Genomic DNA, 23,606 nt, shown 5'->3' on the forward strand with positions numbered 1-23,606 from the left:
AAATTTGGTGTGACTGCAAGCTTGTAGCATGTGCCCATGGACGAGGGGCTGCGCGAGCGCAAGAAGCGGCAGACCAGGCGGCGCATCGCCGACATGGCGATGGGGCTGTTCATGGCGCGCGGGTTCGACCAGGTCACGGTGGCCGAGGTGGCACGGGCCGCCGACGTGTCGGTCAACACCGTCTTCAACTACTTCGGCACCAAGGAGGACCTCTTCCTCGACCGGCAGGAGGAGGTCGAGGACCTGCAGAGCAGGGTGGTGCGCGAGCGCGGCAAGGGCGAGAGCGTGGTGGCGGCCTTCCGCCGCGACTTCATGGAGGCGATCGAGGAGCGCGACTGGCGCTACGGCCTCAACGAGGGCGCCGACGTGTTCGGGCGCCTGGTGGGAGACAGCCCCTCGCTGCTGGCGCGCTTCAGGGAGCTGGAGCACGCCCAGACGCAGCGGCTGGCCAGGACACTGGCCGAGGAGTCGGGCGCGGCCCCCGACGACCTGACCCCGTCCCTGGTGGCCGCGCAGATCCTGGAGACCACCAGGCTGCTCTCACGGCACGCCACGGCGCGCACGTTGGCGGGCGAGAGCTGGGCCGAGATCGTTCCGCAACTCAGAAGCCAGGCGGAGCAGGCCTTCGACCTTCTGGAAAAGGGCATCTCGGGCTACTGTGTGCGAGTGTGACGCTCATCGAACGGCTGCGGCCGTTCTTCCAGTGGCTCGCGGGCACCGACGCGTTCATGAAGGCGGGCCCGAAGATCGTTCCCGCGATGGACCGCCTCGCGCACAGGCTCACCCGAGGCCGTCCCATCAGTGACCGGATGATCCCCACGCTGGTGCTGTTCACGACGGGGTCCAGGAGCGGGCAGCCGCGCGAGACCCCGCTGGCCTGCCTGCCCGAGCCGGAGGGCACGCTGCTGGTCGTGGGCAGCAACTTCGGCAGGGACAGGCATCCGGCGTGGAGCGGCAATCTGCTGAAGACGCCGCGCGCGGCCGTGAGCTTCAGGGGTGAGCGCTTCCCCGTGCTCGCCACGCTCCTGGAGGGCGAGGAGCGAGAGCGGGCCTGGCCCGGGCTCATCGCGCAGTGGCCCGTCTACGACCGTTACACGGCGAAGTCGGGCCGCGAGCTGCGCGTCTTCAGGCTGACCCGCGCCACGGCCGAGGAGGCCTAGCGGGAGTAGAACTCCACCACGAGCTGCTCGTCGACCGGTACGGCGATCTGCTCGCGCTCGGGCCTGGCGGCCAGCGTGAAGGTCAGGTTGGCGTGGTCCACGCTCAGGTAGGGAGCGATCCGCTCGTCGGCGTAGATCCCCTCGGCCGCCGCGACGAAGGGCTGCATCGGGCGCGATCGCTCGCGGACCGTGACGACCTGGCCCGGCTTGACGAGATAGCTGGGGATGTCGACCTTGCGACCGTCGACGCTGATGTGGCCGTGCGTGACGTACTGCCTGGCCGCGTAGATCGAAGGGGCCAGGCCCGAGCGCAGCACGAGGGAGGCCAGGCGGCTCTCCAGCAGCACGACCAGCTCGGCGCCCGAGGCGCCCGACTTGCGGACGGCGAGGTCCCAGTAGCGGCGCAGCTGCCGTTCGGACACGTCGTAGAACCAGCGCAGCTTCTGCTTCTCCATCAGCCGCAGCCCGTAGTCGCCGGTGGTGCAGCGGTTGGTCTTGCGGCCGTGCTCGCCCGGCGGATAGGGGCGCTGCTCGAAGTAGCGGACGGCTTTCCTGGTCAGCGGGACGCCCGCACGTCGGGACAGTCGCACCTTCGGGCCGGTGTAGCGCACGTTCACCTCAATGTGGTTAGGTAATCCTTACTAAGGGAAGCCTAACCTACTTTTGACGCCGATCTCAAGGAGACGCCATGCCGCTGGCCGCCCCGCCGCTCCCGGAGCGGATCCGCACCCTCGCCGCGACCTCCCGCGCCGGCCAGCTGGTCGTCGACGGCGTCCGCTGCCCCGTGAGCGGCGCCGTCGACGGCGCGGGCCGCCCCGTCCTCCTCGTCAGGCCCGGCGAGCCGCTGCACCCGCTGCGCGGCGACGCGGTGGTGTCGGTGAGCCTGACCTCCATGCGGGTGCTCGGCGGGGTCGAGCACCCGAGGGGCATCGTCGAGGTGCAGGGCTGGGCCGAGGCCGTCCCCGAGGACGAGGTGAGGGCCGCCGCGGTCGCCATCGCCGAGCACGTCGCGGACGAGGCGCTCTTCGAGGCCATCGAGGGATACGGCTCGCCGGACGCCCCGAGGCTGCTGCGCCTCGATGTCGGGCAGGTGGTCTACCTGACGGGTGAGGACTCCGGCGTCCTGGACGCCGACGAGTACATGGACGCCTCGCCCGACCCGCTCGCCGAGGTGGCCGAGCGGGTGCTCGCCCACGTCAACGGCGCCCACAGGGCCCAGCTCGCCTCGGGAGTGGGACGGCTGCTCGGCCTGCCCGCCGAACCCGTGTGGCTGTGGGAGCTCGACCGCTACGGCGCGACCGTCAGGATCGGCGAGGACGACCCCGCCCTGGTGCGCTTCCCCTGGCCCGAGCCCGCCGGCACCGTCGTGGGCCTGGAGGAGTCGCTGCGCGCGATCCTGTGCACCTGCTGAGGCCCTGAGGGCGCCCGAAAAGGCAAGCCTTGATCCATTCGCGGCCCGGCTCGCCTACCATGCATGTCGTGAGCAGACCCGGCCGGCGCGAACGCGCCCTGATGACCGTCGCGGCCCTCGCCGGCACGTTGATGCTGGCCTTCTCGGCGATCCTCATCGGCGGCTCGCTGCCGTCGTCGGGACCGTGGGGCGCTCAGGACGAGGCGGAGCCGCCCTCACCCGCCCACCAGTCCGTCCAGGGCGTCGGGGCCGCGACGCGCACCCCGCGGGCGCCCGAGCGGCCTGTCGCCCAGCCGGTGACGCCCGAACCCGACAGGAGCAGGCCTTCGCGGCCGACCAAGCTCAGGGCCGAGCGCAGCCCGCGGCCCACCCCTTCCGCGGCGGAGCCGGGCACGGCGGCGCCCGAAGTCTCCGCCGCCGTCCCCTCGCCCCTTCCGAGCCTGGTGGAGGCCACGCCGCAGGCTCCCAGGCCCACGCGGACCAAGAAGCCCAAGCGGCCGAAGAGGCTAGTTCACCGCGACTCGAAGCTCAGGGAAGTCGCCGACCCTCAGCTTGAGCGAGGCGGCCCCTGAGGGCAGGGCGAACAGCGTCCAGTACTCCCTCGTCTGGCCGGGGCCGAAGGTCTCGGCGCTCAGTCGCACGCCCGCGGTCTCGCTGCAGGCGCAGTAGGCGTCGGTGCCGTCGTCGGTCGTCACCATGATCCGGCCGGGCAGGTACTCGCGGCGGGCGGCCACGTCGGTCAGCCGGACGTTGCTGGCGCTGCGGTACTTGTACGACATCCACTCCGAGGACCGGCTCAGCTCGTTGTAGTGGGCCTCCTGGTCACCGTTGTTGGTGACGCGGTAGGTGAGCACGGCCAGTTGGCCGGGCAGCTGGCGCAGCCCCGTCACCTCCAGCCCGAACGGCTGGCCCTCGGCGCGCGAGGTGGCCTTCGATCCCTCGGCGCCGGGAGCCACGGTGGAGGTGGTCGTGGGCGAGGGGGCGGCGGGCTCGGGCTTGAGGAAGGTCACGGTGACCCTGCGGTTGCGGCGGCGGCCCTCCTCGCTCGCGTTGTCGTAGAGCGGCCTGCGCGAGCCGTACCCCCTGGCCTCGAAGGCGACCCCGTCACGGGTGACCAGTGACGACAGCGCCCGCTGGACGGCCTGGGCGCGCCGCCGCGACAGCGGGTCGTTGATCGCGTCGGTGCCGGAGGAGTCGGCGTGGCCCTCGACGGTGACGGCGGGCCCGGTCGAGGCGTCGACGAGCTTGGCCGTACGGGCCAGCACGCTCCTGGCCTTCGGCGTCAGCGTCGCCTTGTTCACCGCGAACAGCACGTCGGAGGAGAGGCTGACGCGCAGGTCCTTGCCATCGTCGGCGGTCTCCTCGCTCTTGTCGAGCGATTCGGAGGGCACCTGGACGGGGTGGCTGAGCGTGCTCACCTGCTGGGCGTCGGGGTCGGGCAGCGCCATGCCGGGGGCCGGCACCGGCGGCTCGTCGCTGACCGGCACGTCGAACATGGGCGCGGTCTCGGGGGTGACGATGGTGACCGTCTCGGGTTCGCCCGAGGGGGCGGGCAGCACGCCGTAGACGGTGATCGACTCCCCGGGCTCGAGGGAGTAGGGCAGGTCGTCGCGGTCCTGGTCGGAGCACAGGCACACCCCGTCCGCCGGCTTGTACGGCAGCAGCAGCCGGTGCGCGGCGCCGTCGAGAACGCCGATGCCAGAGGCCCACCTGATCTGCCCGAGCGGCCTGGTGCTGTCGCCCATCGGGCCCGTCCAGGAGATGTCCTCCTCGGTGCCGGCGTTGGACAGCCGCAGCTGCACGACCAGGTGCTTGCCTGCGACCCTGTTGACCGCGACGGGCTCCACCTTGAGCCGCGTCTTGTCCACGCCGTGGACCGCGGCGGTCAGCGCGGGCCTGTCGTCGCCGCCCGCCGAGGAGCCGGGCGAGGGGGAGGAGGAGGAAGGGGCCGCGGACGAGGGCGTCACGGACGAAGGCGCGGAGGGAGGGGGCGCCGGGGACTGCTGCGCCACGGGCAGGAAGGACATGGGGCTACATCCGGCCACCAGGATCACAAAGGCGGTGAAAGTCACAAATCTTGACCACATTCGCCAGATCCTGCCACACGTGGTTACTGACGTGTCGGCCGATTGGTGAGGGTCTCGTCCACGGCGTCCGGTGACAGCACGTGGTCCAGCACCATGACCGCGCAGCCGCTGATGCCCGCGGCCGCGCCCAGCCGGCTGGTCTCGATCCGCAGCCTGCGCGTGGCCAGCGCGGTCGAGCGCCGGTAGACGACCTCGCGGATGCTCGACACCAGCGGGCCGAACGCCTCGGCCACGTCGCCGCCGAGCACGACCACCGCGGGGTTGAGGATGTTGACCGCTCCCGCGAGGACCTCGCCGATCCTGCGGCCCGCCTCGCGCACCATCGCCATCGTCTCGGCGTCGCCGGCGCGGACCAGGGCGGTGACGTCCGGGATCGTCTTGACGTCGCGCCCGGCCGCCCGCAGATCGCGCAGCAGGGCGGTGCCGCTCGCCACCGAGTCGACGCAGTCGACGTTGCCGCACCTGCACAGCACGCCGCCGCCGTCGCGGACGGGGATGTGCCCGATCTCGCCCGCCGCGCCGAGCGCGCCGCGCAGGATCTCGCCGCCCGCGATGACGCCCGCGCCGATCCTGGTGGAGACCTTCACGAACATCAGGTCGCCGGTCTCCTCGGCGTAGACGCCGCGGTGCTCGCCGATCGCCAGGACGTTCACGTCGTTGTCGACGAAGACCGGCACGGGGAAGCGCTCGCGGATCAGCGGAGGGATCACCACACCCGTCCAGCTGGCCATCACCCTGGCCGACTCGGTGCGGCCCGCGGCGAACTCGACGGTCGCGGGCACGCCCATGCCGACGCCCTTGACGGGCACGCCGGGGCGGCCCTGCATCAGCTCGTCCCAGGTGTCCATGAGCAACGGCAGCACCACGTCGGGGCCCTGCTCGACGTCGATCACGAACTCGCGCCCCTCGAGCTCCACACCCGCCAGGTCGCACACCGCCACCCTGGTACGGCTGGCACCCAGCGCCGCGACGAGCACGACCCCGCCCGCGGCGTTGAACTCCAGGCGCACGGGAGGCCGCCCCCCGGTGGAGGGGGCGTCGGTCCGCTCGACGACGAGACCGCGTTCGAGCAGCTCGCCGACGCGCAGCGAGACGGCGGGCCGGGACAGGCCCGTCACCCTGCCGAGGTCCGCGCGCGTGACTGCCTCACCTGTGCGGATGAGGTCGAGAACCTCCCCGCTGGTGGCGAGCGTGGCTGCGGTACGTCTGGGCATCGGCCAAGTGAATCACAGACGGTTAGGTAATGAAAAGTCACGACTTTCTCATCTCAAATAGCAAAAGCCTGGTTGTGTAGAGCCGAAACTCTGGCTAGTGTCCGTTCTGTCCTTCCTTGGTAGACCATCGGAGCCTTGGCGTGTCCTCCCCCACCTCTCACACCGCCGATCTGGTCGTTTTCGGCGGCACCGGCGACCTGTCCATGCGCAAGCTGCTGCCCGCCCTCTTCCACTCCGACCTCGAGGGCCGCCTCGCCCCCGAGACGCGGATCGTCGCGATGTCGCGCGGCGGCCTCACCGACGCCGACTTCCGCGGCAAGGTGGACGCCGAGGTGCGCGCGGCCGTACCCGACGACGCGGTGGCCTGGCAGCGCTTTCTCGGCCGCCTGCACCACGTGTCGGTCGACGTGGGCGGCGAGGACAAGAGCGGCTGGTCGACCGTGGTGCGGATGCTGGCGGGCCACGAGGACAGGGACAGGGTGTTCTACCTGGCCAGCCCGCCCATGACGTTCGGCCCCTTCTGCAGGGAGCTGCAGGAGGCCGGTCTGGTGACCCCGCGCTCGCGGGTGGTGCTGGAGAAGCCGCTCGGCCGCGACCTGGTCAGCGCCCAGCGCATCAACGACGAGGTCGGCGAGATCTTCGACGAGCGGCAGATCTTCCGCATCGACCACTACCTCGGCAAGGAGACGGTGCAGAACCTGCTGGTCCTGCGCTTCGCCAACGCCTTCCTCGAGCCGATCTGGAACTCCCTCTGGATCGACCACGTGCAGATCACCGCCGCCGAGACCGTAGGCACCCCCGGCCGCCGCGGCTACTACGACCACGCGGGCGCGCTGCGCGACATGGTGCAGAACCACCTGCTGCAGCTGCTCACCCTGGTCGCGATGGAGCCGCCCGCGCGCAACGACCGCGAGTCGATCCGCGACGAGAAGGTGAAGGTGCTGCAGTCGCTGCGCCCTATCGTCGGCGGCGAGGTGGACCGCTTCACCGTGCGCGGGCAGTACACCGGCCAGGGCGACATGCCCTCCTACCTGGACGAGCCCGCCTCCACGCCGACCACCGAGGCCTCGCGCAGGGTCGAGACGTTCACCGCGATCCGCGCCGAGGTCAAGAACTGGCGCTGGGCGGGCGTGCCGTTCTACCTGCGCACCGGCAAGCGCATGCCGTACCGGCGCTCGGAGATCGTGATCCAGTTCAAGGACGTCCCGCACTCCATCTTCCCCGGCGGCACCCCCAACCGCCTGGTGCTGCGGCTGCAGCCCGAGGAGGGCATCGAGCTGCACATCATGGCCAAGGAGCCGGGAGCGGGCGAGACCATGCTCAAGCCGGTGCCGCTGTCGCTGTCGTTCGGCAAGACGTTCACCGCGCGCGTCCCCGAGGCCTACGAGCGCCTGCTGACCGACGTGCTGGCGGGCAACCCGACCCTGTTCATGCGGCGCGACGAGGTCGAGGCCGCGTGGCGGTGGATCGACCCGATCCTGGCCGCGTGGGAGTCCTCGGCCGAACTTCCCGAGCCCTACCCCGCAGGGACGACCGGTCCCGCGGGCGCGCACGAACTGCTCGGCCGCAGCGGCCGGGCCTGGCACGAAGAGGAGGCGTAAGACAGTGAGCCCGACGAACCCGATCATCCAGCAGGTGACCGAGCGGGTGGCCGAGCGCTCCCGTGCCAGCCGTACCGTCTACCTGGAGCGGATCAGGCGCGAGGGCGCGCTCGCCCGCGAGCGCGGCCCCGCCCGCGCGCACCTCGGATGCGCGAACCTGGCGCACGGCTTCGCCGCCGCCTCCGCCGAGGACAAGCCCCTGCTGCGCGGGACGGCCAAGCCCGGCGTGGCCATCGTGACCAGCTACAACGACATGCTGAGCGCGCACCAGCCGTACGAGACCTACCCGGGTGAGCTCAAGACCGCCGTGCGCAGGGCCGGCGGCGTGGCGCAGGTCGCCGGCGGCGTGCCCGCCATGTGCGACGGCATCACGCAGGGCCGCGCCGGCATGGAGCTCTCGCTCTACAGCCGTGACGTCATCGCCATGTCGACCGCGATCGCGCTGTCGCACGACATGTTCGACGCCACGCTGATGCTCGGCGTCTGCGACAAGATCGTGCCCGGCCTGCTGGTCGGCGCGCTGCACTTCGGCCACCTTCCCGCCGTCTTCGTCCCTGCGGGGCCGATGACCTCGGGGCTGCCCAACAAGGTCAAGGCCCGCACCAGGCAGCTGTTCGCCGAGGGCAAGGTCGGCAGGGAGGAGCTGCTCGACGCCGAGTCGCAGTCCTACCACTCCCCCGGCACCTGCACCTTCTACGGCACCGCCAACTCCAACCAGGTGATGATCGAGGTCATGGGCCTGCACCTGCCGGGCTCGACCTTCGTCAACCCGCACACCGAGCTGCGGCACGCGCTGACGGAGGCGGCCGGGGCCCGCGCGGTGCAGATCACCGCGCACGGCGAGGAGTACGCCCCCGTCGGCGAGGTCGTGGACGAGAAGTCGATCGTCAACGCCTGCGTCGCCCTGCTGGCCACCGGCGGCTCCACCAACCACACCCTGCACCTGGTCGCCATCGCGGCCGCCGCGGGCATCGTGCTGACCTGGGACGACCTGGCCGAGCTGTCGAAGGTCGTGCCGTCGCTGACGAAGATGTACCCCAACGGCCAGGCGGACGTGAACCACTTCCGCGACGCGGGCGGCATGCAGGTGCTGATCGGCGACCTGCTCGACAACGGCCTGCTGCACGGCGACGTGCTGACGATCGCGGGCCGCGGCCTCGACCACTACCGCTCGGCCCCTTCGCTGAAGGAGGGGTCGCTGGTGTGGGAGGAGGTCACCTCCGGCAGCTCCGACCTCGACGTCCTGCGTCCCGTCGCCGAGCCGTTCTCCGCCGACGGCGGCATCCACATGCTGGAGGGCAACCTGGGCTGCGCGGTCAGCAAGGTCTCGGCCGTCAAGCCCGAGCACCTGGTGATCGAGGCGCCCGCCAAGGTCTTCGACGACCAGCTCCAGCTGCTTCGCGCCTTCGAGGCGGGAGAGCTGGACGGCCAGGACTTCGTCGCGGTCATCCGCTACCAGGGCCCCTCCGCCAACGGCATGCCCGAGCTGCACAAGCTCACCCCTCCGCTGGCGGTGCTGCTCGACCGCGGCCAGCGGGTGGCGATCGTGACCGACGGCAGGATGTCGGGCGCGTCCGGCAAGGTGCCCGCGGCCATCCACCTGTCGCCCGAGGCGGCCGACGGCGGCCCCATCGCGCTGGTGCGCGAGGGCGACCTCATCAGGCTCGACTCGGCGGCGGGCAGGCTGGACGTGCTGGCCGACCTGTCGGAGCGGGTCCCCGAGGGCCGCGCGCTGAGCGACGCGGAGTGGGTCGGCACGGGCCGCGAGCTGTTCTCTGCCTTCCGCAGGATGGCGGGGCACGCCGAGCACGGGGCGAGCGTCTTCGGCGTCAACGGCGCGGAGTCGCCCACCCACGGCCCCGGTCTCGGCTTCGCCGCCCCCGCGGGCTTCGCGCACTCCGAGGTCCCCGAATGAGCCCCACCGCCCCTCAGCAGCTTCACCCCGCAGGAGGTGCGCGGTGAGCGCGTTCGACCTGCCCTGGCTGGTGGCCGACATCGGGGGCACCAACGCCAGGTTCGGGCTCGTCCGCGAGCCCGGCGGGCCGCCCACCGAGGTGGCCGTGCTGGCCGGAGCCGACCATGCCACGCTTCCCGACGCCGTAGCCGCCTATCTCGCAGACCATGCGGGCGGAGTGCGGCCGGGAGCGGCGTGCCTGGCGGTCGCCGGGCCGATCGACGGCGACGTCTACCGGCTGACCAACCTGCCGTGGACGGGGTCGGTGCGCGACCTCGGCATCCCCTACGCGACGCTGCTGAACGACTTCGAGGCGCTGGCGCTGTCGCTGCCCCACCTGGACGGCGACGACCTGATCGCGCTGGGCGGCCCACCGCCCGCGCGGGGGGTCAAGGCCGTCCTCGGCCCCGGCACGGGGCTCGGGGTGGGGGCGCTGGTGCCCTCCGAGCGCGGCTGGGTCCCCGTTCCCGGCGAGGGGGGCCACGTCACCGTGCCCGTCCTCGACGACAGGGAGCTGGAGGTCGTCCGCGTCCTGCGGGCGGGCGGCATGGCGCACGTGGTGGCCGAGGACCTGCTCTCCGGGCCAGGGCTGACGCGCCTGCACGGCGCCCTCGCGGTGGTGAACGGCGTCTCCGTGCCCAGGCTGACGGCCTCCGACATCGTCGCCAGGCTCGACGACTCGCTGTGCGCGCAGACGGTCGAGGTGTTCTGCGGGATGCTCGGCAGTTTCGCCGGCAACGTGGCGCTGACCCTCGGCGCCAGAGGCGGGGTCTACCTCGGCGGCGGCGTGCTGCCCCGTATCGTGGATCGGGTCCGCGCCAGCGACTTCCGCCGCCGGTTCGAGGCCACGCCCCACCTGGTCGACTACCTGTCGGCCATCGCGACCACCCTGATCGTCGCGCCCCAGCCGGCGCTCACCGGAGCGGCCGCGTGGCTGGCGCAGCAATCGTTGAAGGAGCTCGTCCCATGAGTCTGCTCGACCTCGCCCCCGTGGTGCCCGTCGTCGTCATCGACGACGTGGAGACCGCCGTGCCGATGGCGCGCGCCCTGGTGGAAGGTGGCCTGCCGGTCATCGAGGTCACGTTGCGCACGACCGGCGCGCTGGAGGCGATCTCCCGCATCGCCGCCGAGGTGCCCGACGCGGTGATCGGTGCGGGCACGATCCGGACTTCCTCCGATATTTCGGCATCTGTGGAGGCTGGGGCCAAGTTCCTGGTCTCCCCCGGGACGACTCCGTCGCTGGTGGACGCTCTGCTGGCAAGCGGGGTGCCCTTCCTGCCCGGCGCCGCGACCGCATCGGAGGTCATGGCCCTGGCCGAACGGGGCATCGGCGAGCTGAAGTTCTTCCCCGCCGAGGCCGCGGGCGGCCTGCCGTACCTCAAGTCGCTGGCGGGGCCGCTGCCGGACGTCAGGTTCTGCCCGACGGGCGGCATCAGGCTCGAGACCGCGCGTGACTACCTCGCTCTGCCGAACGTCGGCTGCGTGGGCGGCACCTGGCTCACCCCCGCCGACGCGCTGGCGACCGGTGACTGGGAGCGCGTGAGAAAGCTCGCCGCGGAGGCGGCCGCGCTGCGCTGAGAACGGTGCCGGGCCGAGAACGGGCCGGGCCGAGAACGGCCACCCGGGCAGAGAACGGTGCCGGGCAGAGAACGACCACCCGAGCCGAGAACGACCCGAGCCGAGGACGACGCCTGGCCTGGGACGGCGCCGAACCGAGAGACCCGGATGAGACTCGTCGGCGGGACAACCTCCCTCGCCCGCCGCCGGCCATGAGCGCGCCGTGACCCGGCGCGGCGCTCGTGGAACAGGCCCGTGGCGCGCACCCCGCGCCCCGGGCCTTTCCGCTGTCCTCGCAGCGGCTGGGACCGCTGGGACGCAGCTCGCGGCGGTATCATCGCGGGATGGGCGCACCGAGGGAAGTGATCTTTGCCATCCGCCTCGGCCGCTTCCACGCGAGCCTTCCCAGCGCGCTCTCCCACCCCTTCACGGGCTCCCCCGCCGTGCCTGGCCACGGCTGCGCCACCCCTCTCCGGCGGCGTGCCGCCCCGGGCGAAGGCGCCATACGCCGACTTGACGCGGAGCACGAGAGGATTCGAATTGACTGTTGGGCATGAGATCAGGAAGCTGAGCTGCCCCATCAGCGATGATGGAAGCATCAACCATGGCGACGAAGCGCCTTCCGGGGGGACGAGGTGGACGTGATCGGTGAAGACGCGCAGCAACGCGCCGAGGACGGCAAGAGCGACAAGAAGAAGGGCTCCTCGTGGAAGGAGCTGCCGATCCTCATCGTCGTGGCTCTCGGCCTCGCCCTGCTGATCAAGACGTTCATCGTCCAGCCGTTCTACATCCCGTCGGAGTCGATGGAGAACACCCTGCTGATCAACGACAGGGTGCTGGTGAACAAGCTCGTCTACCACACGCGCGACATCGAGCGCGGCGACGTCATCGTCTTCAACGGTGAAGACTCGTGGGATCCCGAGGTCGTCACCGAGGAGCCGACCAACCCGGTCACAGGGGCGCTGCGCTGGGTGGGCGAGCTGTTCGGGCTCGTGCCGGGCGAGAAGGACTACATCAAGCGGGTCATCGGCGTGCCGGGCGACACCGTCAAGTGCTGCGACTCCAAGGGCAGGGTCACGGTCAACGGCGTGCCGCTGGACGAGACGAGTTACCTCTTCCCCGGCGACGAGCCCTCCGACCGTCCCTTCGAGGTGAAGGTGCCCGCGGGAAGGCTGTGGGTCATGGGCGACCACCGCTCGGTCTCCTACGACTCGCGCGGCCACACGGGCGACCCCGGCGGCGGCACGATCGCGGTCGACAACGTGCTCGGCAGGGCCTTCGTGATCATGTGGCCGGTCTCGCGCTGGACCTCCCTCGACATCCCCTCGACCTTCGATCAGCCGGGTCTGAAGAAGTGAGCGCGGGTCAAGGACCGAGATAGGCCAGAACGGCGGCGACGCGGCGATGGACGTCGCCGCTGTTCTCCAGGCCGAGTTTGGTGAAGATGGCGTTGACGTTCTTCTCCACCGACGACACCGACAGGTGCAGCGCCCGCGCGATCCCGCCGTTCGATCTTCCTCTGGCCATCTCGCGCAGCACGTCGCGCTCGCGCGGCGTCAGCTCCTCCTGCTCGGCCCGCACCGCACGCCTGGCCAGCAGCCCCTCCACCACCTTGGGGTCGATCACCGAGCCGCCCGAGGCGACCGCCCTGATCGCGCCGAGCAGCTCCTCCAGGTCGCCCACCCTGTCCTTGAGCAGGTAGGCGAAGCCCTCGGTGCCGTGCTTGAACAGCTCGAAGGCGAACAGCGCGTCGGAGTACTGCGAGAGCACCACCACGCCGACCCCAGGATGCTCGGCGTGGACGCGGTGGGCGGCGTCGATGCCCTCGAAGCCCGCCCTCCACGCGCCTCCCGGCATCCTGATGTCGGTGACGACGACGTCGGGCGCGAGTCTGCGCACCGCGTCGAGCAGCTCGTCGGCGTCGCCGACCGCGCCCACGACGCTGACCTCGCCCGACAGCTCGAGCAGCCGCCGTGTTCCCTCCCGCACCAGGTAGTGGTCGTCGGCCACCACCGTGCGCAGCCGCTCACCCATCGACAGGCACCCAGGCCGTCATCTGTGTTCCCTTCCCCGGGGCGGCTTGCATCTCCAGCCCTCCGCCGAGGGCGTCGAGGCGGTCGGCGAGCGTGGCCAGGCCGCGTCTGGCGGTCGTGGCGGGGTCGAACCCCCTGCCGTCGTCGACGACGCGGGCGTGCAGGCGGCCCTCCTCGCGGTCGAGCCGCACCTCTATCCTCGTCGCCGCTGCGTGCTTGAGCGCGTTGGCGACGGCCTCGCTCACGGTGAAGTACATCGCGCCCTCCACCTCGTCGGAGAAGCGGGTGGCGCGCAGGCCCTCGCCCGCGCTCACCTTCGTGGGCACCGGCAGCTTCGCGCAGCGCTCCTCGACCGCCTCGACCAGGCCGCCCTGCCCGAGCGCGGAGGGGTGGATGCCGGCGGCGAGCTCGCGCAGGTCCGTCAGGGTCTGACGGGCCTGCTCGCGCAGCTCGGTGAGCAGGTCGGCGCCGCCACCCGTGGCCCTGGCCAGCTCGAGCCCCGCGATCAGGGCGACGAGCTGCTGCTGGACGCCGTCGTGGATGTTGCGCTCGATGCGCCGCCGCTCGGCCTCCTGCGCGTTGACCAGCCGTACGGCCAGCCCTTCGCTCTGGATGGCCAGCCCCGCGGGTACGGCCAGCGCCTCCAGGAAGCGGCGGTCGTCGGCGGTCAGCCTGCCGTGCTGCCTCGGGCCGCACTCAAGCTGGCCGAGCCCGCCCCTGACCGGCACGACGAGCGCGGGGGGGCCCACCTCGACCCCGGCCACGACACGGGTGCCGTCGGCCAGCCGTACGGCCGCCCAGGTGGTCTCCAGCGCCGAGCGCACGCTCGCCGCCAGCCTGCCGATCAGCGCCGCGGGCTCGGGGCGCTCCTCCATGGCCGAGCCCAGGCTGGAGAGCACGTCACCCACGGAGGGCCGTACGTCGAAGACGAACAGCAGCCTGGAGCCCCGGACCCCGAACCTGATGTCGAGCAGCCGGTGCCTGACGATCGCCACGCCGACCGCGGCGGGCAGCGATCCGAGGGTGCCGGTCATCCCGACCAGTCCCCATCCGGCATCGCCGCCCATGAGGAAGACGATGAGCGCGACGAAGGACAGGGTGTTGGCGCCCGCGCCCGCGACCATCCACGCGTACTGCCCGCGCTCGGTGACCGCGCTGCGCCGCCAGCGCACGACCAGTCCCACCAGCACGATGACGGCCATGACCCACGACAGGATCTGCCCGAGCGCGCCCACGGCGGCCGCCGTCATGGACACCGGCGGGCTCTGCGGTCCCGAGACGGGCCATGCCGCCACGACACCGAGCGCGTGGGCGCTGATCGTGCCCGCCGAGATCCACGCGACGGGCCGCCACCTTCTGGAGGGCAGCCGGCCCTCGGGGAACAGCAGCGGCACGAAGATCGAGTTCAGCCCGAAGTACACGGCGAACAGCCCCGCAAGCCAGCCTGGCACGCCCGTGGGTGTGCCGGCCGCGAGCGCGATGCCGACCCCGAGCGAGCCGAGGCCCAGAAACACCGCGGTGGCAAGCAGCAGCCAGCCGTAGGGGCTGAAGGGCCGCCTGACGGCCAGCAACCAGCCGAGCGCGGGGGTGACGAGGCCGAGCAGGATGAAGGCGAGCTGAGAGGGAGGCGGGGGCAGCCCCGACTCCAGCAGCGCGCCGGTGGTCAGGCTCACGGCGGCCAGCGCCACGAGGAGCCCGGCCGTCAACCTCGAACCCATGGGCACCCATCGTCGTGTGAAAGCCGGGCGGCGTCTATGAGGTTAACCGCACACTTGACGATGCGGCTGGCATGGTGGGCGCGCGCTGCCCTGCTCGCTTGCATGGAAGCCATGAGATCCGTCGCCATCACCGTGACCGCCTCCTCGCTGCTGCTGACGGCGTGCGCCGCCGCGCCCTCGGCCCTGGCCTCCGCGACGCCGTCCACCGCGCCCGTCTCGGCATCCGCCGTGGCGCGCGACGTCCCCATCCCCGACACCCCGGCAGGCAGGCAGCTGAGCTGGCTGATGTCCGCCGTTCCTGACGCGCCGATCCCCGAGCAGCAGCTCACCGAGCACTTCTCCGCGCTCATGCTCTCCGCCCTGCCGCCGGCCGAGCTCAACGCGGTCCTGGTCGGCACCAAGGACCTGCGCCTGATCAAGATCCTCTACGCGGTGGACACCGCGATCACCGCCGAGGTGACGACGGGCGGCAGGACGCTCTGGATGGAGCTGACGGTCGACGCGGAGGGGAAGATCTCCGGGCTGCGGATGACGCCTCCCGTCACGCCCAAGCCCACCCCCACGACCTGGAAGGAGATCGACGAGCGGGTCCGCAAGGTGGCGCCGAGAGTGGGCTTCCTGGCCGCCGAGATCACCCGTGACGGGCGCTGCGTGCCCGTGCGCTTGCTCGCCCCCCGCACTCCCAGGCCGCTCGGCTCGATGTTCAAGCTCTACGTCCTCGCGGCGGTCGCCAAGAAGATTCCCAACTGGGACACCAAGCTGACGATCAAGCCTTCGCTCAAGAGCCTGCCGAGCGGCGAACTGCAGGACAGGCCCGACAACAGCAAGGTGTCGGTGCTGGAGGCGGCCAAGCTGATGATCGGCATCAGCGACAACACCGCCACCGACCTGCTGATGCACAAGGTGGGCAGGAAGACGGTCGAGGCCTACCAGTCGCGCAACGCCCCTCTCCTCACCACGCGGGAGCTGTTCGCGCTCAAGGGGGCGGCCTATCCCGAGCATGCCAAGCGTTACCTGTCGCTCGGTGAGAAGCAGCGGCGGGCCTACCTGGACAGGGTGGTCGCCAAGATCCCGCTCAGCGCGATCAAGCCGTGGGTCTCACCCCGGGAGCTGGACACCATCGAGTGGTTCGGCACCCCCGGCGAGGTGTGCGCGGCGCACGCCAGGCTGCGCGTGCTCGGCGACAGGCGCGTAGGCGAGGTCATGTCCCAGAGCGACGCGGGGCTCGGCCTCGACGCGAAGAAGTGGCGTCCGGCCTGGTTCAAGGGCGGCTCCGAGGCGGGCGTGCTGGCACTCGGCCACTCGGCCACGACGAAGGACGGACGCACCTTCTTCGTCACCACGATGGCCTCCGACACCAAGGCGCCGCTGGACGAGGGCAACGTGGCCACCGAGGCGCTCGCGCTGGCCAAGGGCGCCTTCGAGCTGATGGCCAAGGGCTGAGAGCCTCATCGCGAGGTCCTCGCCACACTCGGCGGCGCTCACGCGGACTCTCTGATCACCAGTTCCGTCGGCAGTATCACCGGCTCGACGCCCGCCGCGCCGTCGATCAGCGCCAGCAGCAGGCTGACCGTCTCCTCGGCCACCCTGGCCAGCGGCTGGCGGATGGTGGTGAGGGGCGGGTGGGTGGAGACGGCGACGGAGGAGTCGTCGAACCCGCCGACAGCGACGTCGTCGGGGACGCGCCGCCCCGCCGCCCGCAGGGCCGCAAGGGCTCCGGCCGCCATCAGGTCGGAGGCGACGAAGACGGCGTCGAGATCGGGAGAGCGCTCCAGCAACTGGGTCATCGCCCGCTCGCCGCTGGCGCGCGACCAGTCGCCGTGGGCGATGAGCTTCTTGGAGGCCTTGCGGCCGAGCACGTCGGCGAAGCCCTCGAGGCGCTGCGTGCCGCCCGGCGTGTCCATGGGCCCGGTGATCATGGCGATGCGCCTGCGGCCCTGCTCGACGAGGTAGGAGGTCATCTGGCGGGCGCCGAGGCGCTCGTCGGCGGCGGCGTAGGGGATGACGTTCTCCTTGCCGATGACCGCGCCCTGTGCAACGACGGGGACGTCGGAGCCGAGGGCGTCGGCAAGGGGGTCGCCCGCGTGGGTCGAGACGAGGAACACGCCGTCGGCGTGGCCGCCCCTGATGTAGCGGATGACCCTCTGCCTGTCGCCGTCGTCGCCCGCCATCATCATGACGAGCGAGACGTCGCGTTCGGCCAGGCGGCGCACCGCCGTACTGATGAGGACGCTGTAGTTGGGGTCCTCGAACAGCTTCTCGTGCGGGTCGGACAGCACCATGACCACCGAGCCCGTCTTCTGTGTGACCAGGCTGCGCGCGGCGCGGTTGACGACGTAGCCGGTCTCGGCGATCGCCCTCTCGGTGGCCGCGCGGGCCGCCGCGCTGACGTACTTGTCGCCGTTCAGCACGCGTGACACCGTGCCGCGGGAGACACCCGCGGCGGCGGCGACGTCGTGGATGGTGGGACGTTTCACTTGACGGCTCCGGAGGACAGGTCGGTCCTCCAGTATCGCTGCATCGTCAGGAACAGCGCGATCAAGGGGATGATCGACAGCAGCGCGCCGGTCAGGATCAGGTTGTAGAGGGTGGGCTGGTTGGCGCCCGCGGCGAGCATGGTGTAGAGCCCGACGGTGAGCGGGAACTTGCCGTCGTCGCCGAGCATGATGAACGGCAGCAGGAAGTTGTTCCAGATCGCCACGAACTGGAACAGGAAGATCGTCACCATGCCGGGCACCATCAGCGGGATGGCCACCCTGGTCATCAGCCGCCACTCCCCCGCTCCGTCGAGCCTGCCGGCCTCCAGCAGCGAGTCGGGGATGGCCGCGGTCGCGTAGATGCGGGCCAGGTAGATGCTGTAGGGGTGCAGGATCTGGGGCAGCAGCACCGCCCAGTAGGTGTCGGCCATGCCGATCTGGGAGAAGAGCAGGTACTGCGGGATCGCCAGCACGACGGCGGGGACCAGGATGCCGCCGATGAGCAGGTTGAAGATCGCGTCGCGGCCGGGGAAGCGGTACTTGGCGAGGGCGAAGCCGGAGACGGCGCTGACCGCGGTCGACAGCAGCGCGCCGCCGCCCGCGTAGAGCAGGGTGTTGGCCAGCCACAGCCAGAACACCCCGTCGCGGTAGGCGAAGAGCTCCTCGATGTTGGACAGCAGCCCGGTGCCCGGCGTCAGGGTGGAGGTGGTGAACAGCTCCGCGGGTGACTTGGTAGCCGCCACCAGGACCCAGCTCACCGGGAACAGGCAGTAGATCGCGCCCAGGAGCAGCAGCCCCGTCGGCGCCAGGCGCCTGGTCATGACTCCTCCCCGAAGGCGCGCCCGCGCACCACGCGCAGGAAGCCGAACGACAGCACGAGTGAGACGGCCGCGATGACGATCGAGGTGGCGGCGGCCGAGTAGAGGTCGCCGGTGACGAACGCGTCGCGGTAGACCTTCATGAGCGGGCTCCAGGTCGAGCTGATCGTGTTGGTGAGCGGCCGCAGCGTGGTCGGCTCGGTGAAGACCTGGATGGTCGCGATGACCGAGAAGACCGTGGTAAGGATGATCGCGGGCACCAGGATCGGGATCTTGACCCTGAGCGCGATCTGCGTCTCGGTGGCTCCGTCGATCCTGGCGGCCTCGTACAGCTCGCGGGGGATGGCCCGCAGGGTGGTGTAGAGCACGAGCATGTTGAAGCCGACGCCGCCCCACACCGCCACGTTCGCCATGGAGAAGGTGATCGTGGTCGCGCCGAGGAAGTCCACGTCGAGCAGGGCGCGCAGGGGGCTGAGCGAGGGCAGGTAGAGGAAGCCCCAGAGCAGGGTGGCCGCCACTCCTGGAACCGCGTAGGGCAGGAAGATCGCGATGCGCGAGAACCTGGCCAGCCGTACGTGGGCGGAGTCGAGCAGGAGCGCGAACAGCAGGGCCAGGCCGAGCATCACGATCAGCACGAGCGCGCCGTACCCCAGCACGCGCAGCCATCCTGCCCACAGCTCGCCGTCGGTGGCGGCGGCGGCCAGGTTGTCCAGGCCCACGAAGATCTCCTGGCGCGAGCCCTTGCCCAGCCCGAGCCCCGAGACCTTCACCCTGCGCATGGACAGGTAGAAGGTGTAGCAGACGGGCAGCGCGAGGAAGAGCGTGAACAGGACGATCGCGGGGGTCAGGAAGAGGTACGGCGCGGCCTTGACGCGTCGGTTCATGGCGCGATCTGGAAACCGGACTTGCGCATGTCGGCGACGGTCGCCTCCTGCATGGCGCGCACGGCGTCGGAGAAGGACGACCTGGCCTGCACGGCCTTGTCGAAGGAGTCCTTGAAGGCGTTGTAGGTGACGCCGACGTTCGGGCCGAAGGTGAAGCCCCTGGCGCCGGCGGCGACCCCGGCGGCCTGCTGCCAGAAGTCCGGCTGGGTGGAGAAGTAGTCGGGCGCCTCGGTCAGCGCGCTCTGTCCCTTGGTGGCGGCGGGGTAGATCGCCGCCTCCTTGACCAGCAGGTCGACGGCCTTGGCGTCGGTGTTGAGCCAGGTGGCGAACTTAGCTGCGGCGGCCTGGTGCTTCGACTTGGCCGCGACGGCGACCGACGAGCCGCCCCAGAAGCCGCTGAAGTTCTCCCCCGCCTTCCACTGCGGCAGCGGCGCGGCGGCCCACTTGCCCTTGGCCTTGGGAGCGTTGCTCGACAGCACGCCGGGCGCCCAGATCGCCGAAGGCCAGGTGAGCAGCTTGCCGTCGTTGAGCGCCTTGTTCCATTCGGGGGTGAAGTACGGCATGCCGTCGATGACGCCCTCCTTGACCAGGCCGCCCCAGAAGTCGGCGACCCTGGTGGTGGGCTCGTCGGCGACGTTCACCTTCCACGACTCGCCGTCGATGGCCCACCACTGGGCGCCCGCCTGCTGGGCCAGGCCGGTGAAGGCACCGGGGTCCTTGCTGGAGAAGGTGCCGAGGAAGACCTTCGGGTCCTGCTCGTGCACCTTGCGCGCGGCCTCGGCGTACTCCTGCCAGGTCTTCGGCACGGCGATGTCGTACTTGTCGAACAGGTCCTTGCGGTAGAAGAGCATCATCGGGCCGCTGTCCTGCGGGATGGCGTAGACGGTGTCGGTGCCGAGCGTGACCTGACCCCACACGCCCTCGGAGAAGTCGGCCTTGACCGGGGCCGCGGCGGTCGTGAGATCGGCGACCGCGTCGGCGGCGATGAACGAGGGCAGGTGCTGGTACTCGGCCTGCACGAGGTCCGGAGGGTTGCCCGCCTTGGCCGCGGTGAGGAACTTGGCCGCCGCGTCGTCGCCGCCCGCCTGCTTGCTGACGGTGACCTGGATGTCGGGGTGTTCCTGGTTCCAGACCGCGACGATCTTGTCCATGTTGGGAGCCCAGGTCCAGTAGGTGAGCTTCACCGGACCCTGGGGAGCCGCCTGGGTCGCCTCAGGGGCCGGGGCGGCTCCCTCCGAAGCGCAGCCCGCCGCCGCCAGCGTGACCACGAGAGCGGCCACGCCCAGGAGTTTTGTACGCATTTGTTCCTCCGAGCACCGAGATGAGAACTCTAAGCTGTCGGCAGCGCGCCGCAGACTCTGTGAACGTGCACAGACTGATTGCCGCAGAGATGACCCGTCAAGTGCCCGTTACGTTCTCGTTAAGGTCCAGGTGGGTTCCCTGCACGGCGGATGTGCCGATACTGTGCACGTTCACAGAACGATTGGGGATGTTGATGCGTGACGGGATCGCGTTCGGGGGCGACTACAACCCGGAGCAGTGGCCACGGGAGGTGCAGGAGGAGGACATCGTCCTCATGCGCGAGGCGGGGGTGAACCTGGTCAGCCTCGGCATGTTCTCCTGGGTGCTGATGGAGCCGGCCGAGGGCCGCTTCGAGTTCGGCTGGCTGGACGAGATCGTCGACCGGCTGCACGCCGCGGGGATCGCGGTGAACCTGGCGACGCCGACGGCTGTCCCTCCGGCGTGGTTCGTCAGGAAGCATCCGGACGCGTTGCCGGTGAACCGCGAGGGCAGGCGCATCGGGTTCGGCGGGCGGCAGAGCGCGTGCTCCAGCTCCCCCGACTTCCTGGCCGCCACCTCCAGGCTGGTCACCGCGCTCGCGGGCCACTACAAGGACCATCCCGCGGTGGTGATGTGGCACGTGCACAACGAGTACGGCGCGCCGCTGGGCGAGTGCTACTGCGATCACAGCGTGCGGGCCTGGCGCGAGTGGCTTCGCCGTACATATCGGGACTTGTCGGCTTTGAACGACGCCTGGGGCTCAACGTTCTGGGGCCAGCGGTACACCGACTGGGAGGAGATCGACGCTCCCAGGGCCAACCACACCGCGGTCAACCCCGCCCAGCGCCTCGACTACGCGCGTTTCAGCGACCAGCAGCACCGCGCGCACTACGCGCTGCAGCGCGACCTCATCCGGCGGGTGTCGGACCTGCCGGTGACGACGAACTTCGCCGGCACCGTCAACTGCAAGTCGACCGACCTGTGGCAGTGGGCGCGCGAGGTCGACGTCGTCGCCAACGACCACTACCTGTCGGCGGAGAAGCCCGACAACCACATCGAGCTGGCCATGTCGGCCGACCTGGCGAGGTCGGTGGCCGGTGGCAGGCCGTGGCTGCTGATGGAGCACTCCACCGCGGCGGTCAACTGGCAGCCCCGCAACATCGCCAAGCGCCCAGGCGAGATGCGGCGCAACAGCCTCGCGCACGTGGCCCGCGGGTCGGACAGCGTGATGTTCTTCCAGATCAGGGCCTCGCGGTTCGGCGCGGAGAAGTTCCACTCGGGGCTGATCCCGCACGCGGGCACCGACTCCCGCCAGTGGCGCGACGTGGTCGCCCTGGGCGCCGAGGTCGAGGCGCTCGCCGAGGTCGCCGGCAGCACGGTCGCCGCCGAGGTGGCCGTCGTGTGGGACTGGGAGTCGTGGTGGGCGCTCGAGCTCGACTGGCGGCCCTCGGTCGACGTGTCCTTCCGCGAGCGGGTCGACGCCTTCTACGAGGCGCTGTGGCGCGAGCACGTCACCGTGGACTTCGTCCATCCCTCCGCCGACCTGTCGGCGTACAGGCTCGTGGTCGCGCCGAGCTCCTACCTGGTGACCGAGGCGTCGGCCAAGAACCTGCACCGCTACGTCGAGTCGGGCGGCCACCTGCTGACCTCGTTCTTCTCCGGCATCGTGGACGCCCACGACACCATCCACCCCGGGGCCTTCCCCGGCGCGCTGCGCGAGGTCCTCGGCCTGTCGGTGGAGGAGTTCCACCCGCTGCGCGAGGACGAGCGCGTGGGCCTGTCGGGCGGCCTGTCCGGCAGGATCTGGTCGGAGCGGGTCAGGCCGGCGGGCGCGCGGGCCCTTCGCTCCTTCGCCGAAGGCCCCGACGCGGGCCACCCCGCCTTCACCCGCCATGACCTCGGCGCGGGCAGCGCTTGGTACCTGGCCACCGCGCCGGTCACCGGCCTGCGCGGACTGCTGGCCGAGGTCCTCGACCACGCCGGCGTCACCCGTCCCCGTGACCTGCCCGACGAGCTCGAGCTGGTACGGCGAGGCCGCCACGTCTTCCTGATCAACCACGGCGACACCCCCGTCACGGTTGCGGGCGTGAGCGGGGTGAACCTGCTCGACGGCGGCGTCCACGACGGCTCCTGCACCGTGCCCGCAGGGGCGGTCGCGGTCGTCCGAGAGGCCTGAGAACACCCTCACACCCCCCAGGAGGTCCCTGTGAAGCGAGCCATCGCCGCCTTCCTCTGTGTCGCGGCGTTACTCACCGCTCCTCCCGCCCACGCGGAAGGCGGACCGCTGCCGATCAGAGGCGCGGACGTCTCCAGCCTCGCCAAGTCCGAGGCGCTGGGCGGCGTCTACCGCGACGCGGAGGGCCGGCGCGGCGACCCGCTGCGCATCCTTCGCGCGGCGGGGCTGACCCACATCAGGCTCAAGGTGTGGGTCGAGCCCGCCGACGGCTACAACACCAGGCCGCACGTCCTGGCCGTCGCCAGGCGGGCCAGGGCCGCGGGGCTGAAGCTGCTGGTGGACTTCCACTACTCCGACAGCTGGGCCGACCCCTCCAAGCAGAACAAGCCTGCCGCGTGGGCGGCGCTGTCCTTCGAGGAGCTGCGCCAGGCGGTCCACGACCACACCTTCGACGTGCTCGACGCGCTCAAGCGGCAGGGCACGCCCGCCGACCTGGTCCAGGTCGGCAACGAGCTGAACGGCGGCCTGCTGTGGCCGGAGGGCCGCTGGGACGACTGGCAGGGCATGGCCGCCCTGCTGAACGCCGGCTCCGACGCGGTCAAGGAGGTCAGCCGGGCCACGAAGGTCGTCCTGCACCTGGCCGACGGCGCCGACAACGGCCTGTACCGGTGGTGGTTCGACAACGCCGTCGCCCACGGCGTCCGCTTCGACGTGATCGGGCTGTCGTACTACCCGTTCTGGCACGGCACGCTGGAAGCGTTCCAGACCAACATGAACGACGTGGCCGCCAGGTACGGCAAGCCGCTCCTCGTCGCCGAGACGGCCTATCCGTTCACCACCGCCGACGAGGACGGCTGGGAGAACATCATCACCTCGGCCGAGCCGTACCCCGGCTATCCCGCGACGCCCGAAGGGCAGGCGGCCATGCTCAGGAAGGTGAGCGACCTGGTCAGGGCGGTCCCCGGCGGACGGGGGCTCGGCGTGTTCAGCTGGGAGGCCACCTGGACCGCCGTGCGGGGCAACGGATGGGACCCCGCCGACCCCGCCTCGGGCAACGCGTGGGAGAACCAGGCGCTGTTCGGCTTCGACGACAGGGCGCTGCCCGCGATGCGGGCGCTCGGCGGCCGCTGACCGTTCAGCCCGTCTCCCGTCCCGCGCGGGAGACGGGCCACCCGCGGGCCGTTCCTCGGTTAGAGTTCCGGGTGAATACGGTCATCCGGGCGGAGGACGGTCGG

At 71.0% G+C, this 23,606-nt stretch carries 21 protein-coding genes; 12 read left to right on the forward strand and 9 right to left on the reverse strand.

Annotated elements, in window-relative coordinates:
- The first annotated feature begins 36 nt into the window (after nucleotides 1-36).
- Together FHR33_RS09585 and FHR33_RS09590 are read left to right on the forward strand one after the other, a co-directional pair.
- Complete coding sequence (locus FHR33_RS09585) at nucleotides 37-672, forward strand: TetR/AcrR family transcriptional regulator (RefSeq protein WP_183645604.1); 636 nt, start codon at nucleotides 37-39, stop codon at nucleotides 670-672.
- A complete protein-coding gene (locus tag FHR33_RS09590) occupies nucleotides 669-1,160 on the forward strand; it encodes a nitroreductase family deazaflavin-dependent oxidoreductase (RefSeq protein ID WP_312895438.1) in 492 nt (163 codons plus the stop codon). Before FHR33_RS09585 ends, FHR33_RS09590 begins: the two co-directional genes overlap by 4 nt.
- Here FHR33_RS09590 and rpsD read toward each other — a convergent pair.
- Nucleotides 1,157-1,771 (reverse strand): 30S ribosomal protein S4, encoded by a 615-nt coding sequence (rpsD, locus tag FHR33_RS09595; protein ID WP_183659973.1) that lies wholly within the window; start codon nucleotides 1,769-1,771, stop codon nucleotides 1,157-1,159. The genes FHR33_RS09590 and rpsD overlap by 4 nt on opposite strands.
- A gap of 77 nt (nucleotides 1,772-1,848) precedes the next feature.
- Between rpsD and FHR33_RS09600 the strand changes: the two genes are divergently transcribed.
- Complete coding sequence (locus FHR33_RS09600) at nucleotides 1,849-2,571, forward strand: DUF2470 domain-containing protein (protein WP_183645605.1); 723 nt, start codon at nucleotides 1,849-1,851, stop codon at nucleotides 2,569-2,571.
- 68 nt (nucleotides 2,572-2,639) lie between these two features.
- On the forward strand, nucleotides 2,640-3,143 hold the full coding sequence (locus FHR33_RS09605; protein WP_183645606.1) for a hypothetical protein: 504 nt from the start codon (nucleotides 2,640-2,642) through the stop codon (nucleotides 3,141-3,143).
- Here the strand turns inward: FHR33_RS09605 and FHR33_RS52515 are convergent.
- Together FHR33_RS52515 and FHR33_RS09615 are read right to left on the reverse strand one after the other, a co-directional pair.
- A complete protein-coding gene (locus FHR33_RS52515) occupies nucleotides 3,078-4,538 on the reverse strand; it encodes an OmpA family protein (protein WP_183645607.1) in 1,461 nt (486 codons plus the stop codon). The two genes, FHR33_RS09605 and FHR33_RS52515, sit on opposite strands and share 66 nt — an antisense overlap.
- 143 nt (nucleotides 4,539-4,681) lie before the next feature.
- Nucleotides 4,682-5,872 (reverse strand): ROK family transcriptional regulator, encoded by a 1,191-nt coding sequence (locus FHR33_RS09615; RefSeq protein WP_183645608.1) that lies wholly within the window; start codon nucleotides 5,870-5,872, stop codon nucleotides 4,682-4,684.
- A 140-nt stretch (nucleotides 5,873-6,012) separates the two neighbouring features.
- On the opposite strand from FHR33_RS09615, the gene zwf reads away from it, so the two are divergent.
- From zwf to lepB, 5 genes are all read left to right on the forward strand, one after another.
- A complete protein-coding gene (gene zwf / locus FHR33_RS09620; protein WP_183645609.1) occupies nucleotides 6,013-7,473 on the forward strand; it encodes a glucose-6-phosphate dehydrogenase in 1,461 nt (486 codons plus the stop codon).
- A 4-nt stretch (nucleotides 7,474-7,477) separates the two neighbouring features.
- Complete coding sequence (gene edd / locus FHR33_RS09625; protein WP_183645610.1) at nucleotides 7,478-9,388, forward strand: phosphogluconate dehydratase; 1,911 nt, start codon at nucleotides 7,478-7,480, stop codon at nucleotides 9,386-9,388.
- A gap of 43 nt (nucleotides 9,389-9,431) precedes the next feature.
- Complete coding sequence (gene glk, locus FHR33_RS09630; protein ID WP_183645611.1) at nucleotides 9,432-10,397, forward strand: glucokinase; 966 nt, start codon at nucleotides 9,432-9,434, stop codon at nucleotides 10,395-10,397.
- The gene (gene eda / locus FHR33_RS09635) at nucleotides 10,394-11,005 is read left to right on the forward strand and encodes a bifunctional 4-hydroxy-2-oxoglutarate aldolase/2-dehydro-3-deoxy-phosphogluconate aldolase (RefSeq protein ID WP_183645612.1); all 612 of its coding nucleotides are present in this window, start codon (nucleotides 10,394-10,396) and stop codon (nucleotides 11,003-11,005) included. The genes glk and eda overlap by 4 nt, the downstream gene beginning before the upstream one ends.
- Nucleotides 11,006-11,619: 614 nt before the next feature.
- A complete protein-coding gene (gene lepB / locus FHR33_RS09640; RefSeq protein ID WP_183645613.1) occupies nucleotides 11,620-12,342 on the forward strand; it encodes a signal peptidase I in 723 nt (240 codons plus the stop codon).
- Between the two features lie 7 nt (nucleotides 12,343-12,349).
- Here lepB and FHR33_RS09645 read toward each other — a convergent pair whose 3' ends face one another.
- Together FHR33_RS09645 and FHR33_RS09650 are read right to left on the reverse strand one after the other, a co-directional pair.
- Complete coding sequence (locus FHR33_RS09645; RefSeq protein WP_183645614.1) at nucleotides 12,350-13,018, reverse strand: response regulator transcription factor; 669 nt, start codon at nucleotides 13,016-13,018, stop codon at nucleotides 12,350-12,352.
- Nucleotides 13,011-14,735 carry a sensor histidine kinase gene (locus FHR33_RS09650; RefSeq protein WP_183645615.1) on the reverse strand — a complete coding sequence of 575 codons (1,725 nt, stop codon included), beginning with the start codon at nucleotides 14,733-14,735 and terminating at the stop codon, nucleotides 13,011-13,013. Before FHR33_RS09650 ends, FHR33_RS09645 begins: the two co-directional genes overlap by 8 nt.
- 111 nt (nucleotides 14,736-14,846) lie before the next feature.
- Between FHR33_RS09650 and FHR33_RS09655 the strand changes: the two genes are divergently transcribed.
- A complete protein-coding gene (locus tag FHR33_RS09655) occupies nucleotides 14,847-16,178 on the forward strand; it encodes a serine hydrolase (RefSeq protein WP_183645616.1) in 1,332 nt (443 codons plus the stop codon).
- Between the two features lie 38 nt (nucleotides 16,179-16,216).
- On the opposite strand, the gene FHR33_RS09660 is transcribed toward FHR33_RS09655, so the two are convergent.
- From FHR33_RS09660 to FHR33_RS09675, 4 genes are read right to left on the reverse strand one after another with little or no spacing between them, the layout of a single operon-like run.
- Nucleotides 16,217-17,212 carry a LacI family DNA-binding transcriptional regulator gene (locus FHR33_RS09660; RefSeq protein ID WP_312895440.1) on the reverse strand — a complete coding sequence of 332 codons (996 nt, stop codon included), beginning with the start codon at nucleotides 17,210-17,212 and terminating at the stop codon, nucleotides 16,217-16,219.
- A complete protein-coding gene (locus tag FHR33_RS09665; protein WP_183645617.1) occupies nucleotides 17,209-18,033 on the reverse strand; it encodes a carbohydrate ABC transporter permease in 825 nt (274 codons plus the stop codon). The genes FHR33_RS09660 and FHR33_RS09665 overlap by 4 nt, the downstream gene beginning before the upstream one ends.
- Nucleotides 18,030-18,914 (reverse strand): carbohydrate ABC transporter permease, encoded by an 885-nt coding sequence (locus FHR33_RS09670; protein WP_183645618.1) that lies wholly within the window; start codon nucleotides 18,912-18,914, stop codon nucleotides 18,030-18,032. Before FHR33_RS09670 ends, FHR33_RS09665 begins: the two co-directional genes overlap by 4 nt.
- Complete coding sequence (locus FHR33_RS09675; protein WP_183645619.1) at nucleotides 18,911-20,215, reverse strand: ABC transporter substrate-binding protein; 1,305 nt, start codon at nucleotides 20,213-20,215, stop codon at nucleotides 18,911-18,913. The genes FHR33_RS09670 and FHR33_RS09675 overlap by 4 nt, the downstream gene beginning before the upstream one ends.
- A gap of 188 nt (nucleotides 20,216-20,403) precedes the next feature.
- Between FHR33_RS09675 and FHR33_RS09680 the strand changes: the two genes are divergently transcribed.
- Together FHR33_RS09680 and FHR33_RS09685 are read left to right on the forward strand one after the other, a co-directional pair.
- Complete coding sequence (locus FHR33_RS09680) at nucleotides 20,404-22,371, forward strand: beta-galactosidase (RefSeq protein ID WP_183645620.1); 1,968 nt, start codon at nucleotides 20,404-20,406, stop codon at nucleotides 22,369-22,371.
- Between the two features lie 30 nt (nucleotides 22,372-22,401).
- On the forward strand, nucleotides 22,402-23,502 hold the full coding sequence (locus tag FHR33_RS09685; protein ID WP_183645621.1) for a glycoside hydrolase family 53 protein: 1,101 nt from the start codon (nucleotides 22,402-22,404) through the stop codon (nucleotides 23,500-23,502).
- Nucleotides 23,503-23,606: the final 104 nt, after the last annotated feature.

Source organism: Nonomuraea dietziae, assembly GCF_014195505.1.
GTDB lineage: Bacteria > Actinomycetota > Actinomycetes > Streptosporangiales > Streptosporangiaceae > Nonomuraea > Nonomuraea roseola.

What these genes read in the sequence shown, in the direction of transcription:
- FHR33_RS09665 (WP_183645617.1), bottom strand. Translation starts at nt 18,033, where the DNA reads ATGACCAGGCGCCTGGCGCCGACGGGGCTGCTGCTCCTGGGCGCGATC.
- FHR33_RS09600 (WP_183645605.1), top strand. Translation starts at nt 1,849, where the DNA reads ATGCCGCTGGCCGCCCCGCCGCTCCCGGAGCGGATCCGCACCCTCGCC.
- FHR33_RS09585 (WP_183645604.1), top strand. Translation starts at nt 37, where the DNA reads ATGGACGAGGGGCTGCGCGAGCGCAAGAAGCGGCAGACCAGGCGGCGC.
- FHR33_RS09680 (WP_183645620.1), top strand. Translation starts at nt 20,404, where the DNA reads ATGTTGATGCGTGACGGGATCGCGTTCGGGGGCGACTACAACCCGGAG.
- FHR33_RS09645 (WP_183645614.1), bottom strand. Translation starts at nt 13,018, where the DNA reads ATGGGTGAGCGGCTGCGCACGGTGGTGGCCGACGACCACTACCTGGTG.
- FHR33_RS09615 (WP_183645608.1), bottom strand. Translation starts at nt 5,872, where the DNA reads ATGCCCAGACGTACCGCAGCCACGCTCGCCACCAGCGGGGAGGTTCTC.
- eda (WP_183645612.1), top strand. Translation starts at nt 10,394, where the DNA reads ATGAGTCTGCTCGACCTCGCCCCCGTGGTGCCCGTCGTCGTCATCGAC.
- FHR33_RS09670 (WP_183645618.1), bottom strand. Translation starts at nt 18,914, where the DNA reads ATGAACCGACGCGTCAAGGCCGCGCCGTACCTCTTCCTGACCCCCGCG.
- FHR33_RS09675 (WP_183645619.1), bottom strand. Translation starts at nt 20,215, where the DNA reads ATGCGTACAAAACTCCTGGGCGTGGCCGCTCTCGTGGTCACGCTGGCG.
- FHR33_RS09655 (WP_183645616.1), top strand. Translation starts at nt 14,847, where the DNA reads ATGAGATCCGTCGCCATCACCGTGACCGCCTCCTCGCTGCTGCTGACG.
- FHR33_RS09650 (WP_183645615.1), bottom strand. Translation starts at nt 14,735, where the DNA reads ATGGGTTCGAGGTTGACGGCCGGGCTCCTCGTGGCGCTGGCCGCCGTG.